Origin of the sequence: Segatella maculosa DSM 19339 = JCM 15638 (assembly GCF_000382385.1) — a bacterium.
In the GTDB taxonomy this organism is placed as follows: domain Bacteria; phylum Bacteroidota; class Bacteroidia; order Bacteroidales; family Bacteroidaceae; genus Prevotella; species Prevotella maculosa.
The window spans coordinates 337,119-350,576 of sequence record NZ_KB908319.1 but is presented as its reverse complement, the minus strand read 5'-3'; the positions used below and the strand labels follow the sequence as shown (position 1 = coordinate 350,576).

The 13,458-nt window shown below is 49.7% G+C and carries 10 protein-coding genes and 1 pseudogene; 5 read left to right on the top strand and 6 right to left on the bottom strand.

Annotated features, from left to right (window positions below):
- Nucleotides 1–28: 28 nt before the first annotated feature.
- Together H164_RS0101405 and H164_RS0101400 are read right to left on the bottom strand one after the other, a co-directional pair.
- Nucleotides 29–1,309: a DUF4876 domain-containing protein gene (locus H164_RS0101405; RefSeq protein ID WP_008565483.1), complete on the bottom strand. Its 1,281-nt coding sequence runs from the start codon at nt 1,307–1,309 to the stop codon at nt 29–31.
- Nucleotides 1,310–1,331: 22 nt separating this feature from the next.
- Complete coding sequence (locus H164_RS0101400) at nt 1,332–1,736, bottom strand: heavy-metal-associated domain-containing protein (RefSeq protein ID WP_019966974.1); 405 nt, start codon at nt 1,734–1,736, stop codon at nt 1,332–1,334.
- Nucleotides 1,737–1,935: 199 nt separating this feature from the next.
- Between H164_RS0101400 and H164_RS15410 the strand changes: the two genes are divergently transcribed.
- Nucleotides 1,936–2,130 carry a hypothetical protein gene (locus H164_RS15410; protein ID WP_154652090.1) on the top strand — a complete coding sequence of 65 codons (195 nt, stop codon included), beginning with the start codon at nt 1,936–1,938 and terminating at the stop codon, nt 2,128–2,130.
- A 229-nt stretch (nt 2,131–2,359) separates the two neighbouring features.
- Nucleotides 2,360–3,460, top strand: coding sequence for an alanine dehydrogenase (gene ald, locus H164_RS0101395; protein ID WP_019966973.1), 1,101 nt, complete (start codon nt 2,360–2,362; stop codon nt 3,458–3,460).
- A gap of 108 nt (nt 3,461–3,568) precedes the next feature.
- Here the strand turns inward: ald and ccsA are convergent, their stop codons facing one another.
- The 4 genes and pseudogenes from ccsA to H164_RS0101370 form a co-directional block, all read right to left on the bottom strand.
- Entirely contained in the window at nt 3,569–5,746 is a 2,178-nt protein-coding gene (ccsA, locus tag H164_RS0101385; protein ID WP_019966971.1) for a cytochrome c biogenesis protein CcsA, read from the bottom strand.
- Nucleotides 5,747–6,010: 264 nt separating this feature from the next.
- Nucleotides 6,011–7,705: a di-heme oxidoredictase family protein gene (locus tag H164_RS0101380; RefSeq protein ID WP_019966970.1), complete on the bottom strand. Its 1,695-nt coding sequence runs from the start codon at nt 7,703–7,705 to the stop codon at nt 6,011–6,013.
- Between the two features lie 110 nt (nt 7,706–7,815).
- Nucleotides 7,816–9,018 (bottom strand): annotated as a pseudogene (locus H164_RS0101375) (imelysin family protein); the annotation flags it as partial.
- A 36-nt stretch (nt 9,019–9,054) separates the two neighbouring features.
- Nucleotides 9,055–10,362: a hypothetical protein gene (locus H164_RS0101370; protein ID WP_025829737.1), complete on the bottom strand. Its 1,308-nt coding sequence runs from the start codon at nt 10,360–10,362 to the stop codon at nt 9,055–9,057.
- Nucleotides 10,363–10,694: 332 nt separating this feature from the next.
- Between H164_RS0101370 and fldA the strand changes: the two genes are divergently transcribed.
- The 3 genes from fldA to H164_RS0101340 all read left to right on the top strand — a co-directional run bounded on the left by fldA (nt 10,695) and on the right by H164_RS0101340 (nt 13,420).
- Entirely contained in the window at nt 10,695–11,198 is a 504-nt protein-coding gene (gene fldA / locus H164_RS0101365) for a flavodoxin FldA (RefSeq protein ID WP_008565473.1), read from the top strand.
- A 15-nt stretch (nt 11,199–11,213) separates the two neighbouring features.
- Complete coding sequence (locus tag H164_RS0101360; protein WP_019966967.1) at nt 11,214–11,558, top strand: DUF2023 family protein; 345 nt, start codon at nt 11,214–11,216, stop codon at nt 11,556–11,558.
- A 983-nt stretch (nt 11,559–12,541) separates the two neighbouring features.
- Nucleotides 12,542–13,420, top strand: coding sequence for a CvfB family protein (locus H164_RS0101340; RefSeq protein WP_019966964.1), 879 nt, complete (start codon nt 12,542–12,544; stop codon nt 13,418–13,420).
- Nucleotides 13,421–13,458: the final 38 nt, after the last annotated feature.

Here is a 13,458-nt window from a genome sequence, read left to right as displayed (position 1 = left end):
GTTGTTTCCCCTAGATCGACTGGCGGGTTTACTTGTTTCGCCAGCCAATAGGGAAGGCATTTTGGAAGTGTCCGGCTGCTTTTCTTGCTTTCGCGTTCTGCATATCCTCAACACTATTATTGGTATCTTTGTAGAATATCTTGTTGCCCACTTTTATTTCCTTGCGGATACAAAGCTCTTGCTGGTGACATCCGCTGACAAGGAACTGGCCGCGGTCTACAACTTCAGGCACTACGCGGGTCTTTACCTTCTGATTTTCGTCGCTGGTTTGAATGCCATCGATGATTTTATCCGTCTCAATGGCGAGGATATGAATGTCGATGTCGCCTTCGGGCGTGTCCTTTGTTGCCTTTACATGGGTCTTCGATGTCGTAGTATGGCTCTTGACGAAGGCATCAACGGTTGACTGTTGGCCGTTTTCCAAGCGGAACATCACCGGAGACCAATAGCCTCTGGGGTGTAAGAAGAACCCATAAGTGTCGCCATTCTCTGTGAGTAGCACGTTTGGAACAGCTGGATTGTCCACGTCTTTGCTCTTAGGACCGTAGTAAATCTCAAAGTCTGCGCCGCTTAAATCAACGGAATTCTCATAGGCAATGCCTCCGTTTACAATCTCATGATGGTTGATTGCGGTGAAAGCTATCACGAGTTTCTCGCCCGGTTGCACGGGATGGTCTTTCCCATTGCCTGGAATTGTGATGAAACCTCCTATGGGTACGCGGGTAGGATAGTATTTATTGTACCACAATTGCGGGTCTTGAAAAGCCGCATGCATGGTAACACCGATGCTCACACCGTCGGCATAGAGCACATTCTCAGTCGGATTGAACAGCACAATGTACTGATCGGGGTGCATCATACGCCTTGAATTGGTCTCACCATTGAAGAAAACCTCGCTGAAAATAAAGTCCTTGCCAAGCGCACTGGCTGGAAGTGAGTTCACATAGCCCTCGATTTTCTGCCCTGCGGCGTTCACATTGACATTCTCCATGCGTAAGGAAATCATCACTTTTTCGCCTTGTGCGTTGGTAATCTCCTTGTCTATGGCAATGTCATAGACGCCCATCGGCAGCGAAACAAGTGCCTTTCCGGTGGCATCGAGCGGGAACTGGCTCGTGTTTTGGCTGCGCACCTCGGTGAACTTGACGGGTGTTCCCGCCAAACTTGCGATATCCAATGCCCCCGAAACCCTCGGAACGGCGTTGAATGTCAGGTCAATTTTCTTCTCACCCTCGTCGTCTGAAGAGCAAGAAACGAGGAACAACGGGCAGAGAAGCACTACCCATGCAATTTTTATTAATCGATTCATACAGTAATAAATTATAGATTGTTTACTTGGTTTCCTTATCATGTCCGCAACCTTCGCCGCCACACTTGTGTTCGCCGGCTTTTTGTTGCTTCGTTTTCGTACTGCAGCGATGCTCCGGCGCCTTTCCTTTGTGCTTGCAATCGCCCTTTTGGTCGCAAGGTGCAGCCACTTTGGCCTCGAACTTGGCCTCGGTCAGTGCCTTTTGCAGTGCCTCGACATTGGTTTTTGCCGCATCATAGCTCACATTGACAGCCTTGCAGGCAAGATCCACCTTCACTTCGCCGACAGCCTTATTGGCTTTCAGGGCCTTTTCCACGCGATTTGCACAGTTCTGACAGTGCATGTTGCTTATTTCAAATCTCACATTGTCTGCCCAAATGCTTGTGGTGAACAAGCAGGCAAACAGCATCATCACCATTTTTTTCATGTTATTGTTTGGTTGTTAAATTGTTTTTCCGAATGCAAAGATACGTTCCTTCCTTGCAATATGCAATACCTAAAAATTAGTCTTTCTCATACCTAATAATAATGACATTGTATTTAAGTATCCATCTCAGTCCTATTGCCACGCAATAGGGCAGGGGAGGCATGTAGGGACGCACGAACCGTGCGTCCGTTCAAGGTGAATGGAAACGCAAATACATGATTATTGGAGCGGACGCACGAGCCGTGCGTCCCTACATGCAATCAAACGAACCGAGGCGTCGGCCACATTGATAATCAACGGCTTACACCTTGCGTTCCAATCTCAGCCATTTTGCGGTGCAATTTCAGCCATTTTACCACGCAATCTCAGCTATTTTACTGCGCAATATGGCTGAGATTGAAAAACGAAATGAGCGTGATGATGGTTCAATAGGAAACAACACATGTCGTAAGGCGTGCGAAACCCGACTTGAAAGGCCGCTTTTTTGCGGCGCAACGGAAAGGACATTGCACTGCCATTCTCTTTTGTTAAATTTCCTTTTCGCGTGACAACCAATCGAATAAATCGCTATATTTGTTACGAGAAAACATGACACGAACTTTAATAACGAAAGGGAAACAACTATGAAAATCGGTATTCCAAAAGAAATCAAGGACAATGAGAACCGCGTGGGCATGACTCCTGCGGGCGTAAGTGAGCTGTTAAGGCACGGACATGAGGTCTTCGTGCAGCACAAAGCGGGCGAGAACAGCGGCTTTCAAGACGGCGACTACGAGGCCGTGGGGGCTAAAATACTGTCCGACATTGCCGAGGTTTACCGGCAGGCCGACCTGATCGTGAAGGTGAAAGAACCCATCGAGCCGGAGTATTCGCTTGTCCGAAAAGACCAAGTTGTGTTCACTTACTTCCATTTCGCCTGCGAACGGGCCCTCACCGAGGCTATGATTGAGAGCGGAGCTGTGTGCATTGCCTATGAAACCGTGCAGAAACCGGACGGCTCTTTGCCCCTTTTAGTCCCCATGAGTGAGGTTGCCGGCCGCATGGCTACACTCAATGGGGCCTACTATTTGCAGACGACGAAAGGCGGAAATGGTAAACTTTTCAGTGGAGTTCCGGGCGTGAAGCCGGCCAATGTACTTGTGCTTGGTGGCGGAACCGTGGGAGAAGCCGCCGCAAGAGTGGCCGCCGGAATGGGCGCCGAGGTCACGATTACCGACGTAAGTCTGCCGCGTTTGCGCCAATTGGACCTTGAATTGCCGGCCAATGTGCACACGCTCTACTCGTCGGACTACAACATTCGCCGGCAAATTCCCATGGCCGACATCGTCATCGGCTCCGTTCTTGTGCCCGGAGACAAGGCACCCAAGCTCGTCACCCGCGACATGTTGCGCCTCATGCAACGTGGTTCGGTGCTCGTAGATGTGGCTATTGACCAAGGAGGATGCTTCGAAACGTCGCGTCCGACCACCCATTCCGAACCCGTATATGAGGTGGATGGCGTGCTTCACTACTGTGTGGCGAACATTCCGGGAGCCGTTCCTAACACCTCGACTACGGCACTTACGAACGCAACTTTACGTTATGCGGTGGCCTTGGCTGATAAAGGTTGGCAGCAAGCTTGCCGAGAAGACGAGGCTTTGCGCAAGGGATTGAACATCGTCAACGGTAAAGTTACCTACAAAGCCGTGGCCGATGTCTACGGTCTGGCCTATACGCCTATATAATATAAGGTATATTCCGGTAAAGAAAGGCTGTCATTGAAAAGGGAAAGCGCAATCACGGTGTGCGCTTTCCCTTTTTCTGCATGGTTGAACAAGGCCTTCGGGCCGCTTTTATGCATAACTGTGCATGCCGCCGAGCACGTAGTTCACGCCGAAATAGGTCATGATGATGGAGAGAAATGCCAAGAGTGTGTAGAGATGATAGCCCACCGGGCGACGCAAAGCAGGCAGACTTTGCGCGTGAAGCGGCACGGCATAGACCATGAAAGTGATGAGGGCCCATGTCTCTTTCGGGTCCCACGACCAGTAAGTTCCCCAACTGATGTTGGCCCAAACGGCGCCGATGAAGATGCCAAGCCCCAAGGTTGTGACGGCAGGATAGAGGAACAGTTGCGAAAGACCGGTGAGTTGGGCGTTGACCTTGGCCACCTGCGGCCGCTGACTGCGTGCCGTTAGAAAATAGGCAACGGCACTGACGAACGTAAGTGAGAAGAGTGCGTAGGCAATCATGATGATGCTGACGTGCAAACTTAGCAACGGACTGTTCAAAACCGGCATGCGTGGCGTGATAGCGGGGTCCATTTGGGCGATGTGACTCACCAAAAGCATGAAGCCACTCATCAGCAATCCGAAGGTAGTCATCAGGCGTATGCGTCGCATGATGGGCATCGACAGCAGCATGACGAGCCATGCAAGGAAGAGCATCGTCTCATATCCGTTGCCAATGGGGACCGTTCCGCTGATAATCCAGCGAAGTGCCAAGGTGAACGTAAGGACACTCCACGACAATGCCATGAGCCAAGCAAAGCAGGCGTAGCCTTTCCGGCGCGTGAGGAAGCCGATGGAAACAAGACCGAGCGTGAGATTGAAGATGAAAAGCAGCGTGGCAAAGGGCACATGGTTGTAGACCTTCTCCGCCCACACCTTGGTTTGCGACGGAACGGTGCTGTCTCCGAACCGGTATTGATACTTCCGTAGCCGATGAAAGAGGTCGTTCAGCATGTCAATCTTGCCCTGAACGGCCAGTTCTCCGGCCAAGCCAATGATGGAACGGACGTATTGTTGCTGCGCTTTCGGCATGGAACGGGGCAGCCGGTCGGCTGGGGAGAACCAATCTACACGGCCGTTTCGCTGCGCATAAGGGAACATCTTGAGCGTTCTGCCCTGTGCAAGGTCCATCAGCAACGCCATCTTGTCGTCGATGTCAAGCACTTGGCGTGAAAAAGCGTCTTGGTTTTCCTGCGCATTTTGGAGATATGGGCCGAGGATATAGCCTTGTCGGCCGAACAATCGCATGGGCGCCACATATTCATCGAGCTGAAAGTGGGTACGCAGTTCGCTGCCTTTCAGTCGGAGAACGGGCTCCTGCAGCCACTCATTACGCCAAAACATGAAGCCTGTGAGCACTTGGCACGGCGTGAAATCCTTGTAATGGGCCTTTCCATAGAGCTTTTTCGTGAAGTCAATGGCAAAGGTTTCCACGGGACAGATGCGTCCGTTGTAGACGATAAAGGCTTTTCCGAACGCCTCGGCCGTGGCCTTGGGCAACGCGGGCTGTGCTTTCAGCGACGAAAAGGCAGACATCAGCAGCAATAATGCCACGGTTGGGCGCGCCATCAAGTCGCTCTTCAGCAGCCGGCGGAACGTTCCTTGCCGGTCAATCAGCATACCTATCAAGCCCATAAAGAGCAAAGCGTAGCCCAAATAGGTGACCGGAATGCCGAAAGGGTCGGCATTGACCGACAAGTAAGAGCCTTTCAGATCGTCATCGAAGCTGCTTTGGTAGAGACGTATGCCGTAGTTGTCGTAGATTTTGTTCATGGAAATGCGGCAATGTGTCTCGTTTCCGTCGTCGTTCAGCGTCACCTCCGACGTATAGTCCATGGCGGCGGCGTTGCCGGCATGGTAGCTGATGCTGAATTTGTCTAACCTGATGGTGAAAGGCAACGGCTTTTCGGCCCCGTCCTTGGTGATATAGCTGGCGACCCATTGCCCCTGACGGAGGTGAATCATGCCGCGTCGGGCCGTGATATGGGTGAGAAAGGCGCCCAAGAGAATGACGGCGAACGACAGGTGCAGGACGACAAGGACGGGACGGCGCACTTTTTGGCGGACGAAGTAGGCCACGGCGACGGCCAATCCCACTGCCCAAAGCAGGCAAAACCACCACGAACCGAACACATGGTCGGCCGCATCGGCTTGCCCGGCATACTTTCCTACGACTGTTCCCATGGCCATCACGCCGATAATGAGGACATAGACGGCTTGTAATGTCTTTTTTAGTTGCATGTTTCAAATGAAAAAGGAAGAGGTTCCGTCTAAAGTAGGACTACATCTTGTGTGAAGTAGGACTACATCATGTCTAAAGTAGGACTACATCTTATCTAAAGTAGGAGTAGACGGAACCTGCATCTGGACTCGAATTTGACAAGTATAGGACTTGTGCCCCACAAGTATAGGACTTGTAGTCGACAAGTATAGGACTTGTGCCTCACGGGTATAGGACCTCTACTTGACAAGTATCGGCCCCGTACCCGTGCTTGATGGTTCGCCTTAAATCGAGCGAATGAACTTCACGACAGCGTCCCTGTCTTTCTTCGGCAGCTTGTAGAACTTCTCGGCAGCCCGGTAAGCCTGGCTGTTCTTGCTGTAGGCATGCCACATGATGGCCTCGACTTCGTTGCGGGCACGCGCATCGTGCAGTCGGTCTTCGGCTCCTGAGTTGATGAGCGACAGGCCTCTGCCCCACAACGGCGTGGTGCGACACCACGAACCGTGTATGTCGTTCTTCATATCAAGCTTGTGTTGAATGAAATCCGAGTAGGGATAAATCTTCTGTTTGGCGTACTTAGGCAGTTGTTTGCTGCCCAGAATGCGAGAAGAACCATGATTGTCGGCCCCCGTGGTCCATGAGGCACGGTGACAATTCACGCAACCAAGGGCACCGGTAAAGAGCTCTTTGCCACGTTGCACAGCCTTGTCGTTCAGGTTTCTGGCGCGCGGAACGGCGATACCTCTATGCCATACCATGAAAGCATGATAGGCATCATCGGTCATTTCGGGCTTGAAATTGAAGTAAGGGTTGTTGTATAGGTTCACATGGTCGCCCGGCGAGAGCAGATAAGCCACTGCTTTCTTGATGCCTTCGCGTGTTCCGTCGTTGTAATAAGGGTGAACATCGGAGAAAGGACTCTTGCCGTTGCGTTGTATATAGTCGATGACTGCGCTGTTTTCTGACATGGCTTTGGCCCATGCTTCAGTGGAACAGATGTGCTTGATGTCTGAACGAAGCACGTTAAGTTCGTCCCACAGTGCGACATCGTTCTCAAGACAGCCGTCGAGCAGGTCGTAATTGAAGCGCTTGATGAACTTCTTTCCAAAGTAATCGCTGGCGTATGCGTCGGCTTTCAGCCTCTTTGCCGCGTTATCCCACAGCTCCGGGTTCAGCTGAACGAACTTTCCTTCGGCCTTATATTGCGCTTCCAAGTCTTCATTTGAGATGGCATCGATCAGCCCAAGCCCTTGGAAATTGCACGAAGCGATGAGTCTTACGGCATAGTTGCTGGGCTTTGGATTGGTATTAAAGGCCGATTGGGGTATCTCTACCGATGGATAACGCAGCCGGAAAGCCTCACCATCGGGGAATTTCATGGGAAGTCCGCTCGGCATTGCAGTCACATCATGCCACGTAATCTTGATTTTTGTGGGGTCGAGTGGCGGAAGGAACGGCTCTACGGCCTGAAGCATGGTGAACGTTGTCAGCTGATCGACGGGCGTTCCGTTGTTGCTTCCGGGGGCATCTGGGTAATAAACCGAAACGATATAGCCGTTTCCCTTCACGGGGTCCATGTCGCTGCGGCTGTGTCCATGGGCATAACCGCCCGAATGGCAGTATTCGCATGACCGACGCGAGGCAATTGGCCCCCAACCTTTGTAAGGTTCGGTGTTCAGTGTGTATTTTGCGCTTGCCATAAGGTCGCCTTGGTTGAACAAATCGCTCAATCCTTGGTCGTCAACTGCAGGCGTATTGTCTTCATAACAGTTGGAAGAGGTGTTCTGTGTCGTGCCGAGTGCGCCGCCGGGATACCATTCCTCTGCGGTAAAATTGCCCACGGCCTGCCCGATGTACTTGGCTTCGGGTTCTTGTTTCTCGGGTACAACGGGGTCACTGTCGTCATCCGAGCAAGCAGAGAACAGGCATAACAAAGCCAAAGAGGCCAATGGCACGCGATAGCTGTTGATTTTCATAATGTCATCATTTGTTGATTAAACGTATGAAACGCAGCCTTGCCTTTTCAGGCAAAGCCACGTTCGTTCTTAATGTTTCAAGTGTTGTCTATCAAGGCATGCGTTTTTTCTTATTCATCTGCCTGCATGTTGATCCACTTTCCTGCTTCGTTCAGTGCCTCGTTGAGCGCATCAACCTTGTCGATGCAGGTCTTCACCTGAGGAGCACCGGGTTTGTCGATGAAAGCCACGCCGCTCTTCTTTGCCTTTTCCAATGCATTGATGGCCTCGTTGAGGGCATTGTTCAAGTCGTTATACTTGGTATAGCCCTTGTTCTTCAAGTAAGTCATGATTGAATTGGCTGCCGGAGTAGAGATGTTCTCAGTGCCACGGACGCCATAGAGCGAATTCTTGATGGAATAAATATTGTCTTGATAATCTTGGAAAGACCGTTTACTGTAAGGAGACTCGATATAATTGGCTGCATCATCCTTTGTTCCGGTTCCCGTTGCAGTGCGATAAGCCTGTCCCAACTTCTGTGTTGCAACCTCTTCACAGATGTTTGAGCAGCCACCGACAAAGATATTCTGCAATGTTTCGTGCCATGTTGGATACATTCCCTTGTCTGTTCCCGCGCTCTTCACGTAATCACGATAGGGAATACCCTTTGGAGAGAGTCCTTTATTACGCAGTGCTTTGATGACCCACATGGATTTAGCAAGCTGATTCTGGTGAGATACGGCTGCACCTGAGCCCAACCAGCCATATTCCAGCAGGTAAGTCATGTTGCGAAGGTCACCGGAAACGGCTGCAGCAAAAGCAGCTTCGTTCACCGTCTTCACGCTGGTCAGACCATTTTCCTTCTCATTTTCTGACATGAAATCGCTGAGCTTGCGGTTTGCCCCATTGCGGAACAGCACGAACTCCAGTCCATGGAAGCCTATAACACTGTCGAAATCCTTGTGTGCATTGTAAACATACTCGACAGGATTGTTGCCGTTGATGCCAGCTATCACGTCTTTGTTGTTCAAGGCCTTTACCAATTGGTCGTGATCCAGCGGCCATGAGTCGATATGCGGGTCGATTTCATTGTCGGAAGCAGCTCCGTAAAGGAATGCTTCGCTTTGTTCCCAATCCCTTCTTGCATCTTTGAACGCCTCACAAGCTGCGTCAATGTCGGCCTGTGTCAGTGTTTTAGCCTTACGTTTGGCGTAAAGGTTCTGGCAAGCCTCGTAGAGTTTGTCGGCCTTGTTGGCCAAATCCTGATAGGTTGGCTTGATGACTGCCTCCAAATAGTTGGCAACCACCTTGCCCATTGCCGTCTTTTCGGCATTCGAATTAGCGTCACTTTCAACCTTTTTCAGGTTGTCTTATAAGAAGAAACCCTCGTAAGCGATTCCTATATTGACTGAAGGTTCATCATTATATCCGCTTTTCAGCTTGCGATAATGATACTCTGCTTTAATCGCTATCTGTGGAACTGGGTGATAATTAATGCCACCTGCGAAGATAGTTTTATTGGTCCATTGCTTCGTTGTCCCGTGAACATAGGAGTCATAGTGCTCAATATGCCCGAAGACATAAAGCTTTTGGTTGTCTGAGCGAAGCTTTTTGATTTGCGAAAAGACGTCATAACCGGCCTCAAGCATCATGGCCATGGCATGGCTTCCGAAGTTTTTTCCATTGCCGGATTGGTAAGGTTTGACGTATTGGACATTCGGATAAGTCAGTTGGGATATCTTGTTTGCATCGCTGACATAGCCATAATCGGCGTTTCCTCTAACAATCCAGTTGTAACGGTTGTAGGTAAAGTCCACACTTCCCACGTAAACGTTGCCCTTGATCTTCTTTTTCTCGCCTCGTTCACTGTCATGTGGTATGTTGTTATGCATGGATTGGCCCGCATAACCGCTGACTCCGATGCGCAATCCGGGAACGGTATAGTTGTCAACACGCAGCAGGAAGCCGTATTTGTTGGCCACTTCAAACTCGAACGGCGTGGAACTTCCACCTTGAATCCAATTGCTTCGGCTGAAATGATAGGCGTCCAAACCGGCCACCATCTGTGCTTCATAACGGAAATCTCCCGTGCGTCCCCAGACAGAAACACCCGTCTGATGCCACGTACAGGGCAGAATGGTGTTCTCACCTTCAGGCCGATACACCGTAAAGAAGTTCAATGGTTCGTGATGTGCATTGGTTAGTCCTAAAGGAACAACGATATGGCCGGCCTTAATGTTCAAAGCACGTCCGAAAGTCTTCTGAATCCAGAACTGTTCCAACTCAACTTCGCCGCCTTTCTCCGTTTCGTGCTCGAATTCTATAGCCTCATCGGCTTCATATTCTATGGAAGCTCCGGTGCCACCATGCTCAAATTCGATCTCAGAACCCATGGACCAGCCTTTGCCGAAGTCGTATCCGAGATAGATAACAGCGTGCGGAATGTCGAAACGCCCATGACTTGGGTCTTTCTTGTACGAACCTGGCGTCGTATAACGATTGCCGTTGTCACTGTAGTACATGCGTGAAAAGGTGGCTTCTCCATAACCTCCCACGCTAAACCGGTTACCTTTCGCATGACTCATCACCGAGTCTGAAGCGTTTACTTGCGCATGTGACTGCACTGCTATCCCCACTAAAAGAATGCTTGTCACTAATCTAAACTTACAACTTCTCATTTATTCCCTTTAAATTAAGGTACATTTATTTAATAAAGAAAAGTGCAGACTATCTGATTGTGAACCATGTCTCACGAAAGAGGCACCCCTATTGGATAGCAAAGCGACCTTCGAAGAAATTCAAGGAGGACAATCACCACTGCACTTATTCGCTTGCAAAGGTAGTTGAAATAGTTATTTCCATCAATACCTAAAAGTAATGAAATGCCAAACCTGCGTTTTTCATTCTTTTTAGGTATTGCAACTTCATCGGAAAGCCGTTAATTTTGCAACCGTGATTAAACCAGATATCAATTCAATAACAACAATAAAAACAAGAAAGGAAATTAAAGATGAATAAGACTTGTATCATCTATGGCTCGTCAACTGGCACATGTCAGGACCTCGCTTCACGTATTGCAGCAAAACTCGGCGTAGACAATGCCGACGTATTCGACGCAGGTAGCATCTCTGCCGAGCAGCTTGAAGGTTATCAAAACCTTGTTCTTGGCACGTCAACATGGGGCGCTGGCGAAATGCAAGACGACTGGTACGACGGAGTGAAAGCCGTTAAGGCCGCCAATCTCAATGGAAAAACGGTCGCAATCTTTGGTTGTGGCGACTCAGAAGGCTACAGTGACACGTTCTGTGGCGGTATGGGCGAGCTTTACAACGCTGCTAAGGAGGCCGGAGCCAAGGTTATTGGTCAGGTTTCAACTGATGGTTACACCTATGATGACTCAGAAGCCGTCGTTGATGGGCAGTTCGTGGGACTCGCTCTTGATGAAGTGAACGAAGACGACAAGACCGATGAACGCATCGACGCGTGGGTTGCCGCCATAAAACCAGAACTTTAAACGCCAATATCCATCATGCTGCAGACTGAAGTGATGCCTACCGACATGAGAGTGCTCGCCGAGCAGATCTATCAGTATAAGAAAGGGGTGCGAAATATGGTGCTTTACACCTTTCCTGAGCGTTATCAGCAGTTAGCTGTGGGCAAATTGGAACGGCAAGGCATTGATTATCTCATTCAGCCTGTAGGAAACAAACGCATCAACCTGTTCTTTGGACGCAAGGAGTGCATGGATGCCATACGAAACTTCGTGAAACAGCCACTCAGTAACCTTACGCCTGAAGAGGATTTCATTCTCGGTACACTGCTGGGGTATGACATCTGCGGCCAGTGTGAGCGTTATTGCAAACGCAAGGCATAGTCCTTGCAGACTTGTTTAGCCATAACAGATGCAGAGAGAGCCCGCTTGTGAAAGTCTGCTCGCCTCTGTTTGACATATCAGATTACCATTATCAATTCGAATAATCTTGTTCGCTACATAGATTTCATAATGTTTTTGTATAATGAAAAAGGCTTGTCGTGAGACAAGCCTTTTATCGTTGGCAGCCGTGATAGGTCAAGAAAGACATCAATAGGGTTGAAACGGCATGTAGGGACGCACGGTTCGTGCGTCCGTTCCATTCAAAATGTATGCATATATACGTGGTTTTGTGGGCGGACGCACGAGCCGTGCGTCCCTACATGCATTCGAGCAACTCGTTCTATCAACCATTTTATACATCAATCCGGCCGTGATTGGTATGTAGGGACGCACGGTTCGTGCGTCCGTTCGACACGGAACAATCACCTTTTTCATTCGTTTACTTGTCAACTGTCAACTGAAATGTGGGCGGACGCACGAGCCGTGCGTCCCTACATGCAATCAAAGTGATTTGTTATATCATTCGTTTTGATAATCAATTACTTATGGCTTGCGTTCCAATCTCAGCCATTTCACTGCGCAATCTCACCCATTTTACCGTCTAATCTCACCCATTTTGCCGCGTAATATGGCTGGTATTGCGTTGCGATATGACTATAACAAAAAGGCGGAAAGGAAACAATGGGAGTTTAATATGAGACGACGATACGTTGATTTCGCCCAAAATACGGGCGAGAACAAGCCGATTGACAAGCAAATACGACGTAGAATCCTCTCTCATCAGGAACTTCTTGCAACATGAAACACGTCGACTTGCCGTCGAATGCGGCCGAGAACCGAAGAATATTCGGCCCTAAAAGGTCCGGCATTCCAAAAGAAATGATTAACTTTGTGGGGCATATCGCTGCGCAGGGTAACTCGGGTCCGCCGTTGATGTGGCCCTTTCGGCAAAGCCTATGCATGAAACTGAAAATCAAAACGATATGGCAAACGAATTGAAATTGGGGACCTATAATCTCTTGCGCGTGAAAGAGCTGGCCCGTCGCGAGGGTTTTGGCGAGGTGTTCGGCCTCTATTTGGACGGAGGACGCGAGGGTGAGATTCTCATGCCACAGAAATACGTGCCCGAAGGAGCCAAACCGGGCGACGAAATCGAGTGTTTCGTCTACTTGGATCAAGACGAACGGCCCATTGCCACCACTGAAAAGCCGTTGGCAACAGTAGGGGATTTCGCCTATTTGGAGTGTGCTTGGGTCAATGAATACGGTGCTTTCCTGAACTGGGGCCTGACAAAAGACCTCTTTTGTCCGTTCCGTGAGCAGAAGAAACGCATGGAAATCGGCAACAGTTACATTGTGCATGTGCATATAGACGAGGAGAGTTATCGCATTGTGGCAAGTGCCAAGGTGGAGCATTTCCTGAAAAACGACACGCAAACCGGCCTGAAACGCCATCAGGAAGTGGACATTCTCGTTTGGCAGAAGACAGAATTGGGTTTCAAAGTCATTGTGAACAACCGCTATCCGGGCCTCATTTACCGTGATCAGATATTCAAATATGTGCACACGGGCGACCGAATGAAGGCCTATATCAGCAGCATTCGCCCCGACGGAAAGCTCGATTTGACGCTCCAACCCACGGGAATGGCTGCCGCCGAGGACTTCTCTTCGGTGCTGTTGCAGTATATCGAAGAACACAACGGCTATTGTCCTTTGGGCGATAAAAGCGACCCCGAGGTCGTTAAACGGCTGTTTCAGGTGAGCAAAAAGGTGTTCAAAAAGGCCATAGGTGACCTTTATAAGCGGCATTTAATCAGCATTGAGGCAGACGGTTTACACCTGATTGCCTCCCTCGTTAAATAGCTTTAACAGGTTTTATAAATGTCGTAAAACCATTCGAT

What these genes read in the sequence shown, in the direction of transcription:
- H164_RS0101360 (WP_019966967.1), top strand. Translation starts at nt 11,214, where the DNA reads ATGCTGCAGACTGAAGTGATGCCTACCGACATGAGAGTGCTCGCCGAG.
- H164_RS0101370 (WP_025829737.1), bottom strand. Translation starts at nt 10,362, where the DNA reads ATGAGAAGTTGTAAGTTTAGATTAGTGACAAGCATTCTTTTAGTGGGG.
- ccsA (WP_019966971.1), bottom strand. Translation starts at nt 5,746, where the DNA reads ATGCAACTAAAAAAGACATTACAAGCCGTCTATGTCCTCATTATCGGC.
- fldA (WP_008565473.1), top strand. Translation starts at nt 10,695, where the DNA reads ATGAATAAGACTTGTATCATCTATGGCTCGTCAACTGGCACATGTCAG.
- ald (WP_019966973.1), top strand. Translation starts at nt 2,360, where the DNA reads ATGAAAATCGGTATTCCAAAAGAAATCAAGGACAATGAGAACCGCGTG.
- H164_RS0101405 (WP_008565483.1), bottom strand. Translation starts at nt 1,309, where the DNA reads ATGAATCGATTAATAAAAATTGCATGGGTAGTGCTTCTCTGCCCGTTG.
- H164_RS0101400 (WP_019966974.1), bottom strand. Translation starts at nt 1,736, where the DNA reads ATGAAAAAAATGGTGATGATGCTGTTTGCCTGCTTGTTCACCACAAGC.
- H164_RS0101380 (WP_019966970.1), bottom strand. Translation starts at nt 7,705, where the DNA reads ATGAAAATCAACAGCTATCGCGTGCCATTGGCCTCTTTGGCTTTGTTA.
- H164_RS15410 (WP_154652090.1), top strand. Translation starts at nt 1,936, where the DNA reads ATGGAAACGCAAATACATGATTATTGGAGCGGACGCACGAGCCGTGCG.
- H164_RS0101340 (WP_019966964.1), top strand. Translation starts at nt 12,542, where the DNA reads ATGGCAAACGAATTGAAATTGGGGACCTATAATCTCTTGCGCGTGAAA.